This window comes from Microbacterium sp. CFBP 8801, from assembly GCF_014839455.1.
In the GTDB taxonomy this organism is placed as follows: domain Bacteria; phylum Actinomycetota; class Actinomycetes; order Actinomycetales; family Microbacteriaceae; genus Microbacterium.
Genome location: NZ_JACYNU010000003.1, coordinates 55949 through 71338 on the forward strand (window position 1 = coordinate 55949; position 15390 = coordinate 71338).

A 15390-nucleotide genomic window follows, 5' to 3' on the forward strand; every position below is an offset into this window, starting at 1 on the left:
GGAGGCGTGGACGACGACATCGACGCGACCGGCCGGCGCATCGCGCACATCCTGCGCGAGCGCATCATCACCGGTGAGATCGACATGGGCGACAAGCTCGGCGAACGCGACATCGCCGAGGAGCTCGGGGTTTCGCGGGTGCCCGTCAGAGAGGCGCTGCACGTGCTCGAGGCCGAGGGGTTCGTGTCGTCGGCCCATCGCCGTGCGGCCGTCGTGCACCGCTTCACGGTCGACGACGCGAGGGAGCTGTTCGACATGCGCATGCACCTCGAGCCCTTCGCCGCGGCACTCGCCGCGGAGCGCGCCGCCGCGGGCGCCGACACCGCAGCGCTGCGGGCCGCGCTCGACGTGGCGCACGTCGCGTCGGTCGCCGCGGCGTCGGCCTCGTCGCGCAACTCCGATCTGCACGACGAGATCTTCGCCCTCGCCGGTCACGCGCTGCTCTCGCGGATGAGCGGTCTGCTCACGGGGCGCACGCGATGGCTCTTCCGTCTGACGCCCGAACGCGACACCCCCGGTCGATGGGATGAGCACGCCGAGATGGTGGAGGCGATCGTGGGCGGGCACGTCTCGCTCGCGCAGACGCTCGCCGCCGCGCACGTCGAGCGGGCCCGTGTGGAGTCGATGCCGGGTCTGGTCGAGCGGCTTCCCCCCGTCGAGCGGGCGGAGCGTCGCCGGCGGTCGCGCCGGGTCACGTCGGGGGCCTGACCGCGCCGAGAGGGCGCCCGCGCTGCTCCACCCGGCTGCGAGTAACGCGATCCGCGGGTCCATCTGCATGACCGGTGTGGCGCATGTGCTGTCGCGCGGCGTGTGAGGCGCCGCACGAACCCACGCTCCTGCATGTGGACCGCGTGGGCCCACGACCCGTCAGATCAGGCCCAGCTCCGCGAACGCGTTGTGCACGCCGTCGTCGAGCACGGCGGTGGTCACCCGGCCGGCGAGGCGCTGCAGTTCGGGCACGGCGTTGCCCATCGCGACGGGGGTGCCGACGACCTCGAACATCTCGACGTCGTTCCAGCTGTCGCCGATGCCGATGGCGTCCGTCGCCGACAGGCCCAGTTCGGCGAGCACGTCGGTGATCGCGGAGCCCTTGGTGACGCCGGCCTGGCCGATCTCGCCGTTCGAGCCGCCGGGCAGCGGGATCGAGCCCGGGATGACGTGGAACCCGTCGCCGAGCTCGGCGGCGGCGTGGGCGACGGTGTCGGTCGAGGGGCTGACGAAGACGGCCTTGGCGACGGCGTCGCGGTCGACCTCCGACACCGGGCGGGGCTCGCGCCACAGCGGCTGCTCGGGGGGCAGGCCCTGGGCCTCGAGCTCGGCCGCGCGCTGGGCGTGACGCTCGCGCCGGTACTCGTTCATCACGGCGCCCATGCCGGGGCTGGCGAAGACGCCGCCGTGGGTCTGCAGGAAGTAGTGGATGCCGTGGGCCTCGAAGTACCGCTCGAGGGTGTCGACGTCGGCGCGGGGGAGGGGGCGTTCCACCAGCGTCCGATCGGCCTGGGTCGCATACGCTCCGCCGTTGGTGATCGCGCCGTCGAAGCCGATGGCGAGCACGTCGGGGTGGATGTCGCCGGCGGAGCGGCCGGTGCTGAGCCACACGAGGTGCCCGTTCTCTCGCGCCTGTCGGATGGCGGTCGCCGTCGAGGGCGCCATCACCGAACCGTGCTCGAGGATCGTGCCGTCGACGTCGAGGAAGGCGATGCGGGTCATAGATGTACTCCAAGAGATCGGCCCCGGGCCGTGAGGACCCGGGGCCGATCCGATCAGGGGGGGGTCAGCGCGTCAGCGACGCGCCATTGGTGCGGATGACGTCGGCGTACCAGCCGAACGACTTCTTCCGGTAGCGGTCGAGCGTTCCGGTGCCGTCGTCGTTGCGGTCGACGTAGATGAAACCGTATCGCTTGCTGAGCTGAGCGGTGCTGGCGCTGACGATGTCGATGCAGCCCCACGAGGTGTAGCCGAGCACGTCGACGCCGTCTTCGAGCGCCTCGCCGACCTGCACGAGGTGGTCGTTGAGGTAGGCGATGCGGTAGTCGTCGACGACCGTCTTCTCGCCGTCGACCTCGACGAGCTGGTCGCGCGCGCCCAGGCCGTTCTCGACGATGAACAGCGGCTTCTGCCACCGGTCCCAGAACTGGTTCAGCACGAGGCGCAGGCCCACGGGGTCGATCTGCCAGCCCCACTCGCTCGCTTCGAGCGTGGGGTTGGCGATGCCGCCCATGATGTTGCCCTCGCCCTCGGCGCGCTTCGCGGGGTCGGCGGTCTCGGCGATCGACATGTAGTAGCTGAACGAGACGAAGTCGACGGTGTTCGTCAGGTCGTCGCGGTCCTGATCGGTGATGTCGAGGGCGATGCCCTTCTCGCGCAGCGTCCGCAGGAAGTACCCGGGGTACTCACCGCGGGTGTGCACGTCGCCGTAGACGAGGTTGCCGTGGTCGGCGTCCATGACGGCGCGGGCGTCGTCGGGCGACGGGGTGAGGGGGTAGATCGGCATCGACAGCACCATGCAGCCGACCTTCGCCTCGGGGGCGACCTCGCGGGCGATGCGCGTGGCCCGGGCCGATGCCACGAGCTCGTGGTGCATCGCCTGGTAGAGCTGCTGCTCGGGAACGCCGCCCTCGGGGATCGGGATGCCGCCGCTCATGAACGGGGCGTGCAGCAGCGAGTTGATCTCGTTGAACGTCAGCCAGTACTTCACGCGCGAGCCGAAGCGCTCGAGGAGCGTGCGGGCGTAGCGCTCGTAGAACCCGATGAGCTCGCGGTTCGTCCAGCCGCCGTAGGCCTCGGCCAGGTGCAGCGGCGTCTCGTAGTGCGAGATCGTCACGAGCGGCTCGATGCCGTGCTTCTCGAGCTCGTCGAGCACGCGGTCGTAGAACGCCAGGCCCTCTTCGTTGGGCTCGGTCTCGTCGCCCTTCGGGAAGATGCGGCTCCACGCGATCGAGAACCGGTAGACGCCGAAGCCCATCTCGGCGAACAGCGCGATGTCCTCCGCGTAGCGGTGGTAGTGGTCGATGCCGACGAGCTTGAGGTTGTCGGGCGTGGGCTGGTCGCTGCGGGGACCCGAGATGCCGCGGGGCATCACGTCCTGCACCGAGTACCCCTTGCCGTCTGCGTCGTACGCGCCCTCGATCTGGTTCGCGGCGGTCGCGCCGCCCCAGAGGAAGCCGTCGGGGAAGGAAGTGGTCGTCATGGTCTGTGCCTCCAGGGGGTCAGCGGGCGGTGGAGAGGGAGTCGACCGAGATGGCGCGGAACAGCGTCTCGCCGTGCGAGAGGGGTCCGGATGCCACGTCGGCGACGTCGGGATACAGGTCGCCGTTGGTCACGATGACCGGGGTGATCAGGTCGTACCCGGCCTTCTCGATGGCGGCGCCGTCGAATTCGAGCAGCAGGTCACCGGTCTTCACCTCGGCGCCGGACTGCACCTTGAGGGTGAAGTGCTGGCCGCCGAGCTTGACGGTGTCGAGGCCGACGTGGATGAGCAGTTCCACGCCGTCGACGCCGCGCAGGCCGATCGCGTGACCGGTGGGGAAGGCGGCGACCACGGTGGCGTCGAACGGCGCGTAGACCGCGCCCGAGGTGGGCCGGATCGCGACGCCCTTGCCGAGCGAGCCGTCGGCGAAGGCGGCATCCGGAACCTCGCTGAGGGCGACGACCGTGCCGTCGACGGGGTTCGAGACCTCGGTGTCGGTCGCCGCGGCCGGGGTCGCGGGGGCGGCGGTGTCGACGGGATCCGTGAAGCCGATCAGCACGACCAGCAGGAACGGGATGACGATCGCGGCGGCGAGGCCGATCGCGAGCATGACCATGTTGCCGTTGCCGAGAAGGGCCGGAAGCGCGAGACCCGAGGGGACGACGAACGCCTTCGAGAACACCCCGCCCATCGCGATGAGCGCGCCACCGACGGCGCCGCCGACGATGCCGAAGGCGAAGGGGCGCTTGAGCGGCAGGTTGATGCCGTAGATCGCGGGCTCGGTGATGCCGGCGAGGAAGCCCGACAGCGTCGCCGGGGCGGCGAGCGAGCGGAGGCTCTTGTTGCGGGTGCGAACGAGCACACCGGCGACCGCGGCGGCCTGGGCGAGCACGGCGGCGAAGACGGGTCCGATGAGCAGGATCATGCCCGTGGTCTGGTACTCGAGCTGGAAGAGCGGCACGAGGCCCCAGTGCAGGCCGAAGATCACGAAGACCTGCCAGAGGCCGCCCATGATGGCGCCACCGGCCCACGGCACGGTCTGGAACACCCAGCCGATGGCCGAGGCGAGTCCGCCGCCGACCAGCGCCGACAGCGGACCGATGACGACGAAGATCAGCGGCACGGCCACGAGCACGACGAGCATCGGGGTGACGAAACGACGGATGGCACCGGGGAGCTTCGCGTAGAGGAAACGCTCGGCGTGGCTCTGCAGCCACACGATGATGATGATCGGGATGACGCTCGAGACGTAGCTGACCATCGTCACCGGGATGCCGAAGAACGTCACGTCGGGAACGCCGGTGAGGGCCGTGATCGAGGGGTAGACGAGCGCTCCCGCGATGGCGAGCGAGGTGAACTCGGCGGCCTTGAAGTAGCGGGCCGCGGTGATCGCCAGGGCGAGGGGGAGGAAGTTGATCAGCGCGTCGGAGAGGGCGTTGAGGATCGTGTAGGTCGTGGTCGTGGCATCGATCCACCCGAAGGTGACGGCCGCGGCGAGGAACGCCTTGAGCAGACCGGTGCCGGCCAGCGCCCAGAGGATCGGCGTGAAGATGGCCGAGATCATCGAGATGAACCGGTTGAAGAGGTTGCCCTTCGGGCCCTTCTCGCCGGTGTCGTCGGAGCCCGCGCCGAGCTTCGTCTGCGACTGGATCGCCGCGAACACCTCGGGCACGTCGTTGCCGATGACGACCTGGTACTGCCCGCCCGCCTGGGCGGTGGTGATCACGCCGGGGGTGGCGCGGAGGGCTGCGGCGTTCGCCTTGCTCTCGTCTTTCAGCACGAATCGGAGCCTCGTCGCGCAGTGCACGAGCGAGGTGACGTTGCCTTCTCCGCCGACGCCGGTGAGAACCGCCGCCGCTGTCTTCGCGTAATCCGCCATCGGAATCCGCCTGCCTTTCGCCGCATCCATGCGGCCCGTCGAATGTTCTGTGGCGACGACCCGGATTGTTTTCGGGCAATAAAAAAGACCCGAATCCGTTCATCGCTCGTCAGCGATGTGGATTCAGGTCTTGCCCGCTCGCGCGGTAACAATCCGGAAATCGTCGGCAGGTGTGAACCTGCGTCCGCGACTATAGCACCGGTGCGTCGGGTGCGCCAGAGGTGTCGGCGCGCCCCATGCTCGTCGCCAATCGCTCGACGTGCACGGTCAGGTAGAGCACTTCCTCGTCGGTGAGGGTCGAGCTCGTCGCCGCGAGTACGTAGGCCTTCACGGCCTCGGCGATGCCGAAGGCGCGGGGGTAGCGGTGCTTCGCGAACTCGAAGAACGACGAGTCGCCGCTCGTGAGCATCGAGCGGTCCACGAGGCGCTGCAGCAGGAACCGCACGTGCAGGATGAACCGCGCGTAGTCGGGGCCGGCGGTGTCGAGGGTGACGCCGAGGCCCGTCTCGACCGTGCGCACGACGTGCTGCACGCGGCGGAACAGCAGGGCCGCGGTGCCGTTGGGCTCGTCGCGCGTCGCGTTGAGCAGGTGCATCGTGAGGAACACGCCCTCTTCGGGCGGGAGGTCGCGATCGAGGGATGCCGCGATCGAGGCCGCCATGCGCTCGGCGACACGCGATTCGTCGGGGTGGAGGATCCGCAGCTCGGGCATCGAGGTGACGGGGATGCGGATGCCCTGGTCGAGGCGCTCGATGACGTAGTTGACGTGGTCGATGACGGCGAGCGGCAGCCGACGCCCGAGGTCGCGGCCCAGTTCGCGCTCGGCCTCGTCGACCGCGCGCAGCACCGCCTGCACCAGGGCATAGGGCGCGTCGGTGAGGAGCTTCTGCGCGTGCGCGGTGTCGGTGGCCTGGTCGAGCACGAACGTCTTCTCGACCTTGGCGGGGTCGACGTGCCCCTCGTGCTTGAGCTGGAAGCCGATACCGCGTCCCATGAGCACGCGCTCGCGGCCGTCGGCGTCGATCGCCACGACGACGTTGTTGTTCAGAAGTTTCTGCACGCCGCCGGGCGGGATGGGGGCATCACCGGCACCGGGCATGGGATGCATCATAGGGCCGCTCTCAGACGGATGCGGTCGAGGCCACCCTTGTGACGGACTCCAGACGAGGGCGGATGGATTGACCCATGATCTGGATTTCACGGGAGGGGATGCCGTTCGCACGCGCTCCGCGTGCCCATCCGGCGAGCGCGGTGGCGACGGAGGCCATCCGCTCGCGGGCGACCGAGATGTCGAGGTCGCATTCGTCGGCGAAAGCCAGAAGACTCTCGGCCTCATCCGGCGGAGTGTCTGCGCCCATCACCGTCGTGGCGCGGGGCCTCAGGGCATCCGGTTGCGGGTTGACGTCGAATGCTGGGCTGAGGGTCCATGTGCTTCGCTCCGCGAGGAACCCGTGATTTCGCAGGTGATCGTCGGTGTTGCCGAGTGCGACGTTGGCGACGACGCGGCTGAACAACTCTCGAAGTTCCGCGCGCGGTGAGTCGGACAGGTCGCGGGTGGCCTCGGCAATCTCGGCGTAGTCGCGGTGCTCGCCGTCGTTCGCGCCGACCGCGGTGAGTGCGCTGATGTAGCCGATGCGCGTACCGGGTGCGCGATCGAAGCGGCGCAGGACGAGCACGGACCGGTTTCCGATCTTCATCAGACGACGATCCGGGGTGCGGATACCGGCGGATTCGAGAAGATCCAGCGCCGTTCCTTCCCACGCCATGACGTCCCACTCGTCGCTTGCGTGGGGGAACTTGGCAATGGCCAGCTCGCCGTTATCCAGTCGGACGGAGGCCTTGGGCCGTGCTCCTCCGAGACCGGTGGTCCCGGTGTCGAGGAGCTGCTTCACCGCCTGCGCGGAGTCATCGCCACTCGACAGGTCATCGGCTGCGCGAAGCAACTCGGGCAGAGAGACCAACGGTGGAACATGGGCCGCCTCGCCGAGAAAGACTGCGCTCCCATGCGTGCGGAACCGGAGCGCTCCCTGACGGGCGTCATCACTGACTCCCAAGAGAAAGTCCACGTCGTCGAGACGGCGCGGGGTCCGCTGCTCTTGCCGAGCCCGCAGGCGTTCCGCCTTCTCGATGAGGTTGCGTCCCCACCGATCCGGCGCACTGTCGGCGAAGGCGCGTACGAGGCCTCGTTGGTGTTGACTCCCCGATACCAGCGGAAGGGAGGGATCGATGCTCCCTCCGCCGCCGGCAAGGTACTCGGTGTCATAGACGAACGTCGTGGACACCTCCCCGCGGCTGCGGGTGAAGTAGGCCTGCCCCACCAGGCGGTCGGTTCCGCCATCGTCGACGAACACATCCAGCGAAGTCATCGCACCCGCCTCCTGGAGAGATTGCCGGCGCGCAAGCGCCCGATGTCGCTGGACAGCGGGTCGATCGCCTGCACCGTCTGGCTCAGAACGCCGAGGGCGCGCAGGACCTGAGCGACGTTGCGGAAGCTCACGCCGGGGTCACCCGTCTCGATCTTGCGCAGGGTGTCGCGGGTGATGTCCGCGCGTTCGGCGACCTGCTGAGCAGTGAGACCGAGGACCATTCGCCAGCCGTGGACGTGCTCGCCGAACTGTACGATCTCGCGATCGATCTTGTAGCCCGTCACGTGCGCCACCTCCTGTGACGAGATTACTCGCCAGGAGAGGCGATTGTGACGATCTTTATCGCCTTAAAGCGCTCTCATGGCCTGTATCATCGCCCACGCAGCAGAGCTCGAAGCCTACGAAACGCAGAACGCTCCGCACGACGAGAGTCGCGTTCGGCCTGAGCTTCGCGAAGCTGCGTGACAAATGACTCGCGTCTCCGAGCGCGCAGACGGTAGCCGATCGTCGCCCATGAGTTCTTCCCGCGTCGACTCTTGAGCACTGCGATGGACACAGCGACCGTTCCGCCCAGCAGAACGGCCGCGAGTCGAAGCCGAGCCTCCGCCGTCGCCGGATCGGAGTCGATGAACAGAACGGCGGTCAGAGCAACCGACGAGCAGATCGAAAGGCCACCCAACGCAGCAGTGGCGCCGATGAGCCAGCGGCCAAGGGGGGTGAGGCGGCGTCCCGACCGTTCCCTCCGCTGCCAGATTCGTCCGGTGGGTTGATTGAACGTTATTCGTAGCAGTCCGAGAGCAAGGGCGCAGGAACCCCACACCATTGAGAAGACGATGACGGCGAAGGCGGTCGATCCGGGCGCCGTCGTTCCCTCTGCGGACAGGATTGCGAGGAGGACGCTGGTAGCGGCCACCCACGCGGCGACGGGCGGCATCCACGCGTGACATCGTGCGCGGGTGAGACTCCACAGTTCGTGGACTCGCCAGCGCGTTTCGCCGAGTTCGCGATCGAGTACCGGGATCGCTCTCTCGGCGACGGCGATACGGACGTCGGGACCCACCCTCGTGAATCTCCCCGCGAAGACGGCCGCGCCGATGATGACGGGACCGGCTACGAATACCACCCCCCAGAGTTGGCTGCGCTCGATTGGCTCGCTGACGATGTCCGGCACAGTGGCCCCCACCAGTGCGGTGACCATCCACAGAGCCGTGCCTACAGCGATCGCCTGCGCGCAAAGAGTGAGGGCCAATCCGAGAATCTCGTCCTTCGCCAGCGGGGAGTTGGACAGCGCGGCGAGAGCGCCAACGGTCGTGACGAGCAGAGATGCGGACCAGGGGACGTGCCCGCTGCTGCTCGCGCCCCACTCCGCGATGACGCGGAGCCAGACAGTCGGGTCGATGGATGCAGACGTCGTCACCGCGGTGAGGACGAGCACGTACAGCCCAGCTGTCACGGTCACGGCGGGGTATAGCAGGCTGAACTTCCAGTTCGTGCGCTCGGGCGTCTGGCGTGAAGGGAAGTGGACAGGAGGAGATGGTGTGATTCGCACGGGGCGAGCATGTCAGGGCGCTCCCGCAGCATCTTTGGTTCAAAGACCGGCGGCGTCCGGGTGAGTGTGCAGGAGTTGTGCACGCCCGATGGCGCGCCCAGCCGCGACGCAGACGCGCCCGGTACCCTGGAAACCATGACCGATCAGCCCCCCGTGCGCACGACGACGCCCCGGCAAGTGCGCCCCGCAGGGGCCCCGGCCGACACAGGCGTCCGCCAGGTGCGCCCCGCGACCGAGGGATGGAAGCAGGCGAAAGACGAGACCGGTCGTCCGCTGCTGCAGTTCGCCAGCCCGAAGCGCGGCAAGCCCCCCGTGCACCTCGCCGACCTCACCCCCGCGGAGCGGGTCGAGAAGGCCAAGGAGCTGGGCCTGCCCGGCTTCCGCGCGAAGCAGCTCGAGAAGCACTACTTCACGCACTACACGTCGGACCCCGCCGACATGACCGACCTGCCGGCATCCGGTCGCGAAGAGCTCGTCGCGGGAATGCTGCCGCCGCTGCTCACCGAGGTGCGCCGGCTCGAGACCGACCGCGGCGACACGATCAAGTTCCTCTGGAAGCTGCACGACGGCGCGCTCGTCGAGTCGGTGCTCATGCGCTACCCCGGCCGCATCACCCTCTGCGTATCGAGCCAGGCCGGGTGCGGCATGAACTGCCCCTTCTGCGCCACCGGCCAGGCGGGTCTGACCCGCAATATGTCGGCGGCCGAGATCATCGAGCAGATCGTCCGCGCCAACGCCCTCATCGCCGCCGGCGGCCTGGGCGGCAAGAAGCACGACGATCACTCGCTCGACCGCGTCAGCAACATCGTCTTCATGGGCATGGGCGAGCCGCTCGCCAACTACGCGCGGGTCATGCAGGCCGTGCGCGTGATGGTCGACAAGGACCACGGCCTGGGCATGAGCGCCCGCGGCATCACCGTCTCGACCGTCGGACTCGTGCCCGCGATCAAGAAGCTCGCCGACGAAGACATCCCGGTGACGTTCGCCCTGTCGCTGCACGCTCCCGACGACCACCTGCGCGACGAGCTCATCCCGGTGAACTCCAAGTGGAAGGTCGACGAGGCCCTGGATGCCGCGCGCAACTACTTCGACAAGACCGGCCGCCGTGTCTCGATCGAGTACGCCCTGATCAAGGACATGAACGACCACGCCTGGCGCGCCGACCTGCTGGCCGAGAAGCTCAACGCCCGCGGTCGCGGCTGGGTTCACGTGAACCCCATCCCGCTGAACCCGACTCCGGGGTCGATCTGGACGGCATCCGAGGTGCCCGTGCAGAACGAGTTCGTGCGCCGGCTGAACGACGCGGGCATTCCGACGACCCTCCGCGACACCCGCGGCAAAGAGATCGACGGCGCCTGCGGTCAGCTCGTGGCGACCGAAGACGACGCGGTGGCGGCCGCGGCGACGCCCGTCGGCTGACGCCCGCCGGTCCGTTCGGCGGCTGACGCCCGCCCGCGCGTTCGGTGGTGCCCGTCGAGCGCTCTCGCCGCCCCGGGCATAAACGCTCTTCCTGCGCATAAACGCGCTGTCTGAGCGTTCACGCGCAGGATCGGCGTTTCCGCGTGGGGATGGCGGCCGCGCGTCCACCGATCGGTGGATGCCGAGTCCACCGGTCCGTCGTTCCCGGCCGGGGCCGCGCGCGGTCAGACTGAGGGCATGAGCGAACACGTCGTGCGGGTGCAGAACCTGCGCAAGACCTACCGCGGAGGCGTCGAAGCGCTGCGCGGGGTCTCTTTCGACATCCGACGCGCCGAGACGTTCGCGGTGCTCGGCCCCAACGGCGCCGGCAAGAGCACCGTCATCGAGATCCTCGAGGGCTACCGCGACCGCACGAGCGGTGAGGTGAGCGTGCTCGGCGTCGACCCGCACCGCGGGGGCCTCGACTGGAAGGCGCGACTCGGCATCGTCCTGCAGAACACGGGCGAGGCGCCGACCGCGACCGTGCGCGAGCTCCTCGCCCACTTCGCCTCGTTCTACCCGCGCCCGAGGGGCGTCGACGAGGTCATCGCCGCGGTCGGTCTCACCGAGAAGGCCACAGTCAGCGTGCGCAAGCTCTCGGGCGGGCAGCGTCGCCGCGTCGACGTGGCGCTGGGGATCATCGGCCGCCCCGAGCTGCTGTTCCTCGACGAGCCCACCACCGGCTTCGATCCCGAGGTGCGGCGGCAGTTCTGGGACCTCATCCGCCTGCTCCAGGCCGAGGGCACCACCATCCTGCTCACGACCCACTACCTCGACGAGGCCGCCGAGCTCTCGGAGCGCGCAGCGATCATCGTGGCCGGGCAGGTGGCATCCGTGGGCCGCATCGACGAACTCGGCGGACCCGACGCCCGCGTGCCGTTCGTGCGGTGGCGCGAGGGCGGGGTGACGCGCGAGCAGCGCACCGACGACCCGGGCGCGTTCGTCGCGGCCCTCTACGCCCGAGCCAGCGAACCCGAGCGGCTCGAGGTCGTGCGGCCGAGCCTCGAAGACGTGTACCTGTCGTTCCTCGGTGCCGATGAGCGCCGCACCGCGGCTGCGGGGGGTGCCGCGTGAGCCGGGTCCTGCGGCTCGGTGCCGCACGCGTGGGGTTCGAGGTGCGCGCGTACTTCCGCCAGGGCGATTCGGTGTTCTTCACCTTCCTGTTCCCCGTGATGATCCTGCTCATCTTCGCCGTCGCGTTCGACGCGCAGACCTTCGGTCCCCCGGGCGCCGAGGTGAAGGCCGCGCAGTTCTACCTGCCCGCCATGCTCGCCGCGGGCGTGCTGCTGTCGGGTTTGCAGAACATGTCGATCGACATCGCGATGGAACGCAGCGACGGCACCCTCAAGCGCCTCGGTGGCACTCCGCTCAGCCCCGTGTCGTACTTCATCGGCAAGCTCGGGCAGGTGCTGGTGACCGGCTTTCTGCAGTCGGTGCTGCTGATCGTCGTCGCGGCGGTCTTCTTCGGCGTGCCGCTGCCCACCGAACCGGAGCGCTGGCTGACCTTCGCGTGGGTGTTCCTGCTGGGCGTCACCACCTGCGCGATCCTCGGCATCGGGCTCTCGGCCCTCCCGCGCACCGGTCGCAGCGCCACGGGCGTCGTCACCCCGATCGTGCTGCTGCTGCAGTTCATCTCGGGGGTCTACATCAACTTCGCCGCCCTGCCGGAGTGGCTGCAGAACGTGGCGAGCGTGTTCCCGCTGAAGTGGCTGGCGCAGGGCTTCCGCTCGGTCTTCCTGCCCGAGGGCTTCGCCGCGGCCGAGCCGTCGGGGTCGTGGGAGCACCCGCTGATCCTGCTCGTGACGGGACTCTGGCTCGTCGCGGGGCTCGCGGTGGTGCGGGCGACGTTCCGATGGATCCGGAAAGACGCGTGAGGGGCGCGGGAACCGTCGCCTCCGGCGGCGCCGTGGTGACCGGGACCGATGGCCCGCACGGGGAGCGGGAGCGGGCGGATGCCGTGGCCTCGGCCGTGCGCGGATGGACCCTGGTCTACGGCATCGCGGGTGCCGCGGGCATCGCGATCGCCCTCGTGGCCGGGAGCATCGGGGCGGCCCCGTGGGGGCCGGCGCTCGTGGCGCTGGGAGCCGTCGTCGTGCACGCCGCGCTCGTGCTCGTCGCCCTCCCTCGCGTGCTGAGCGAGCAGGGAGCGCCGCGGGTCGCCACGGGGCTGGTGGTGTCGACGCTGCTGCTCCTTCCCCTGGCCATCGCGTGCGTGCCGTGGATCGCGATGCTGCAGTTCGCGGCGTACCCCCTGCTCTGGGTGATCTCGTCGCGCCGGCGCACGGCGATCGCCTGGACCGCCCTGTCGAGCGTGCTCGTGCTCGTCGCGCTGGCCTGGGGCGGCGACGGCGGCGCGTGGGAGCGCGCCGCGATCATCCAGGCGACGTCGTTCGCCGGCAACATCGGCCTCGGTCTGTGGTTCACCGCCGTCTACCGGCACGCAGCCGAGACCCAGGGCCTGCTCGATCGACTCACCGCCGCGCAGGACGAACTCGCCGCCCTGCACCGCGATACGGGCGTCGTCGAGGAGCGTGGACGTCTGGCCGCCGAACTCCACGACACCATCGCGCAGACGCTGGCGGGGACGGTGCTGCTGGTTCAGCGCTCGCGCCGGGAGCTCGCGGCGGGGGTCTTGGCCGACTCCACCCTCGGCCTGGTCGAAGAGGCCGCGCGCGAGGCCCTCACCGAGACGCGCACCCTCGTCGCGGGCGGGGCGCCCGTGTCGCACGGCGAGGGGCTGGTCGCCGCCCTGACGGTGCTCGTCGACCGTCTCGGCCGCGAATCGGGGCTGCGCATCGACCTGCGCGCCGACGCCGTCACGGGCCTCGACCGTGAGAGCGAGGTCGCGCTGCTGAGGTGCGCCCAGGAGGGCCTGTCGAACGCCCGCCGGCACTCGGGCGCACGACGTGTCGAGGTGACGCTGACCGAGCTCGACGACGGCGTGGAACTGCGCATCGCCGACGACGGCGCCGGCTTCGACCCCGCCGCCCGGGCGCAGGGGTTCGGGCTCGAGGGGCTCCGCGCGCGGCTCGGGCACCTCGACGGTGACCTGCTGATCGACGGCAGCCCCGGGGCCACGGTGCTCACGGCCCGCGTTCCGCGCTCGGCGGTGCGCGCGTGACCGGCCGTGTGATCCGCGTGGTGGTCGTCGACGATCATCCGATCGTGCGGGCCGGGCTCACCGGCATCCTGGATGCCGCCGACGACATGTGCGTGGTGGGCGTGGCCGCCGACGGGATCGAGGCGGTGACCGTCGTGGAGCGCGAACGCCCCGACGTGGTGCTGATGGACATGCGGATGCCACGCCGCGACGGCGATGAGGCGACGGCGATGCTGCGCGAGAGCGTGCCGACGGCGCGGATCATCGTGCTGACGACCTACGAGAGCGACGACGTCATCGTGCGGGCCATCGCCGCCGGGGCGAGCGGCTATCTGCTGAAGGCCGCGCCCGAGCAGGAGCTGCTGGCGGGGATCCGCGCCGTGGCCGCCGGCGAGGTGGCCCTCGCGCCGAGCGTGGCGCGCGTGCTCGTCGCGCAGACCGGGCGACCCGCCGAGAGACCTGCGCTCACCGCCCGCGAGGTCGAGGTGCTCGGTCACGTCGCGCAGGGACTCAGCAACCGCGAGATCGGGGTGCGCCTCCACCTCGGCGAGGCCACGGTCAAGACGCACCTGCTGAAGGCGTTCGCCAAGCTCGACGTCGCCGACCGCACCCGCGCGGTCACGCGGGCGATGGAGCTCGGCATCCTGTGACGCGGTGCGCGCGGCCGATTTCGCCACCAGGGGATTCGGGCCCCGGTGTCGGAGGCCGCGGCTAGCGTGGAGTGATGGTCGGTTATCGCTATCTCGGAAACAGTGGATTCAAGATCTCGGAGATCACCCTCGGCAACTGGGTGACGCACGGGTCGCAGGTCGCAGACGATGCGGCCATCAAGACGGTGCACGCCGCGCTCGACGCGGGTATCACGACGTTCGACACCGCCGACGGCTACGCCAACGGAGCGGCCGAGACGGTTCTCGGAAAGGCCCTCGAGGGTCAGCGGCGCGAGTCGCTCGAGATCTTCACGAAGGTGTACTTCCCCACCGGTCCCGCGGGTCCGAACGACACCGGGCTCAGCCGCAAGCACATCATGGACTCCATCAACGGGTCGCTGAAGCGCCTCGGCACCGACTACGTCGACCTGTACCAGGCCCACCGGTTCGACTACGAGACCCCGCTCGAAGAGACCTTCCAGGCCTTCGCCGACGTGGTGCGGCAGGGTAAGGCCCTCTACATCGGTGTGTCCGAGTGGACCGCCGAGCAGCTGCGCGAGGGACACGCGCTGGCGAAGCAGCTCGGCATCCAGCTCATCTCGAACCAGCCGCAGTACTCCATGCTGTGGCGCGTGATCGAGGGCAAGGTGGTTCCCGCCAGCGAAGAGCTCGGCATCTCGCAGATCGTCTGGTCGCCCATGGCGCAGGGCGTGCTGAGCGGCAAGTACCTGCCGGGCCAGCCGGCGCCCGAGGGCTCGCGCGCGACCGACGAGAAGAGCGGCGCCACCTTCATCAAGCGCTTCTTGAACGACGACACGCTCGAGGCCGTGCAGCGCCTCAAGCCCATCGCCGACGAGGCCGGGCTCGCCATGCCGCAGCTCGCGATCGCGTGGGTGCTGCAGAACCCCAACATCGCCGCGGCCCTGGTGGGAGCCTCCCGTCCCGAGCAGCTCGCCGACACGGTCAAGGCGTCGGGCGTCACCCTCGACGCCGACACGCTCGCCGCCATCGACGCGGCGCTCGGCGACGAGGTGTTCTCCGACCCCGAGAACACGTACGAGGTCTCGCCGAAGCAACGCCTGGTCTGACGACCGTTCGGGCGGGTCGGACGTTCGCGTCCGGCCCGCCCGACTCGTTTCGGGGTCGCCGCGCCCCCGCCCTCGCTCATCTGATCGACAGGAACGCGTCTTACCCTCAT

14 protein-coding genes are annotated in these 15390 nt (G+C 69.6%); 7 read left to right on the plus strand and 7 right to left on the minus strand.

The genetic code is table 11. The features are described 5' to 3' along the window. Window positions 1-6 precede the first annotated feature (6 nt). Window positions 7-708: a GntR family transcriptional regulator gene (locus tag IFR11_RS05020; protein WP_055832800.1), complete on the plus strand. Its 702-nt coding sequence runs from the start codon at window positions 7-9 to the stop codon at window positions 706-708. A 159-nt stretch (window positions 709-867) separates the two neighbouring features. On the opposite strand, the gene IFR11_RS05025 is transcribed toward IFR11_RS05020, so the two are convergent. The 7 genes from IFR11_RS05025 to IFR11_RS05055 all read right to left on the minus strand — a co-directional run bounded on the left by IFR11_RS05025 (window position 868) and on the right by IFR11_RS05055 (window position 8870). Next, window positions 868-1710 (minus strand): Cof-type HAD-IIB family hydrolase, encoded by an 843-nt coding sequence (locus tag IFR11_RS05025; protein WP_191915423.1) that lies wholly within the window; start codon window positions 1708-1710, stop codon window positions 868-870. 64 nt (window positions 1711-1774) lie between these two features. Then, entirely contained in the window at window positions 1775-3190 is a 1416-nt protein-coding gene (locus IFR11_RS05030; protein WP_191915424.1) for a glycoside hydrolase family 1 protein, read from the minus strand. 19 nt (window positions 3191-3209) lie between these two features. Further along, a complete protein-coding gene (locus IFR11_RS05035) occupies window positions 3210-5069 on the minus strand; it encodes a beta-glucoside-specific PTS transporter subunit IIABC (RefSeq protein ID WP_191915425.1) in 1860 nt (619 codons plus the stop codon). Between the two features lie 190 nt (window positions 5070-5259). Continuing rightward, window positions 5260-6168: a PRD domain-containing protein gene (locus tag IFR11_RS05040; protein ID WP_191915426.1), complete on the minus strand. Its 909-nt coding sequence runs from the start codon at window positions 6166-6168 to the stop codon at window positions 5260-5262. Window positions 6169-6190: 22 nt separating this feature from the next. After that, on the minus strand, window positions 6191-7435 hold the full coding sequence (locus tag IFR11_RS05045; RefSeq protein ID WP_191915427.1) for a type II toxin-antitoxin system HipA family toxin: 1245 nt from the start codon (window positions 7433-7435) through the stop codon (window positions 6191-6193). After that, complete coding sequence (locus IFR11_RS05050; protein ID WP_191915428.1) at window positions 7432-7719, minus strand: helix-turn-helix domain-containing protein; 288 nt, start codon at window positions 7717-7719, stop codon at window positions 7432-7434. The genes IFR11_RS05045 and IFR11_RS05050 overlap by 4 nt, the downstream gene beginning before the upstream one ends. Before the next feature lie 86 nt (window positions 7720-7805). Then, complete coding sequence (locus IFR11_RS05055) at window positions 7806-8870, minus strand: hypothetical protein (protein WP_191915429.1); 1065 nt, start codon at window positions 8868-8870, stop codon at window positions 7806-7808. A gap of 249 nt (window positions 8871-9119) precedes the next feature. On the opposite strand from IFR11_RS05055, the gene rlmN reads away from it, so the two are divergent. The 6 genes from rlmN to IFR11_RS05085 all read left to right on the plus strand — a co-directional run bounded on the left by rlmN (window position 9120) and on the right by IFR11_RS05085 (window position 15280). Beyond that, window positions 9120-10403 (plus strand): 23S rRNA (adenine(2503)-C(2))-methyltransferase RlmN, encoded by a 1284-nt coding sequence (rlmN, locus tag IFR11_RS05060; protein ID WP_191915430.1) that lies wholly within the window; start codon window positions 9120-9122, stop codon window positions 10401-10403. Between the two features lie 237 nt (window positions 10404-10640). Further along, a complete protein-coding gene (locus IFR11_RS05065) occupies window positions 10641-11516 on the plus strand; it encodes an ABC transporter ATP-binding protein (protein WP_191915431.1) in 876 nt (291 codons plus the stop codon). Next, window positions 11513-12316 carry an ABC transporter permease gene (locus tag IFR11_RS05070; RefSeq protein WP_191915432.1) on the plus strand — a complete coding sequence of 268 codons (804 nt, stop codon included), beginning with the start codon at window positions 11513-11515 and terminating at the stop codon, window positions 12314-12316. Before IFR11_RS05065 ends, IFR11_RS05070 begins: the two co-directional genes overlap by 4 nt. Then, window positions 12313-13563: a histidine kinase gene (locus IFR11_RS05075; RefSeq protein WP_191915433.1), complete on the plus strand. Its 1251-nt coding sequence runs from the start codon at window positions 12313-12315 to the stop codon at window positions 13561-13563. The genes IFR11_RS05070 and IFR11_RS05075 overlap by 4 nt, the downstream gene beginning before the upstream one ends. Beyond that, the gene (locus tag IFR11_RS05080) at window positions 13560-14192 is read left to right on the plus strand and encodes a response regulator transcription factor (RefSeq protein WP_342030246.1); all 633 of its coding nucleotides are present in this window, start codon (window positions 13560-13562) and stop codon (window positions 14190-14192) included. The genes IFR11_RS05075 and IFR11_RS05080 overlap by 4 nt, the downstream gene beginning before the upstream one ends. Before the next feature lie 74 nt (window positions 14193-14266). Next, complete coding sequence (locus IFR11_RS05085; protein ID WP_055832810.1) at window positions 14267-15280, plus strand: aldo/keto reductase family protein; 1014 nt, start codon at window positions 14267-14269, stop codon at window positions 15278-15280. Window positions 15281-15390 lie beyond the last annotated feature (110 nt).

Bases quoted from the DNA above. Each gene is read 5' to 3' on its own strand.
- IFR11_RS05025 (WP_191915423.1), bottom strand. From the start codon at position 1,710: ATGACCCGCATCGCCTTCCTCGACGTCGACGGCACGATCCTCGAGCAC.
- IFR11_RS05030 (WP_191915424.1), bottom strand. From the start codon at position 3,190: ATGACGACCACTTCCTTCCCCGACGGCTTCCTCTGGGGCGGCGCGACC.
- IFR11_RS05035 (WP_191915425.1), bottom strand. From the start codon at position 5,069: ATGGCGGATTACGCGAAGACAGCGGCGGCGGTTCTCACCGGCGTCGGC.
- IFR11_RS05040 (WP_191915426.1), bottom strand. From the start codon at position 6,168: ATGCCCGGTGCCGGTGATGCCCCCATCCCGCCCGGCGGCGTGCAGAAA.
- IFR11_RS05045 (WP_191915427.1), bottom strand. From the start codon at position 7,435: ATGACTTCGCTGGATGTGTTCGTCGACGATGGCGGAACCGACCGCCTG.
- rlmN (WP_191915430.1), top strand. From the start codon at position 9,120: ATGACCGATCAGCCCCCCGTGCGCACGACGACGCCCCGGCAAGTGCGC.
- IFR11_RS05065 (WP_191915431.1), top strand. From the start codon at position 10,641: ATGAGCGAACACGTCGTGCGGGTGCAGAACCTGCGCAAGACCTACCGC.
- IFR11_RS05085 (WP_055832810.1), top strand. From the start codon at position 14,267: ATGGTCGGTTATCGCTATCTCGGAAACAGTGGATTCAAGATCTCGGAG.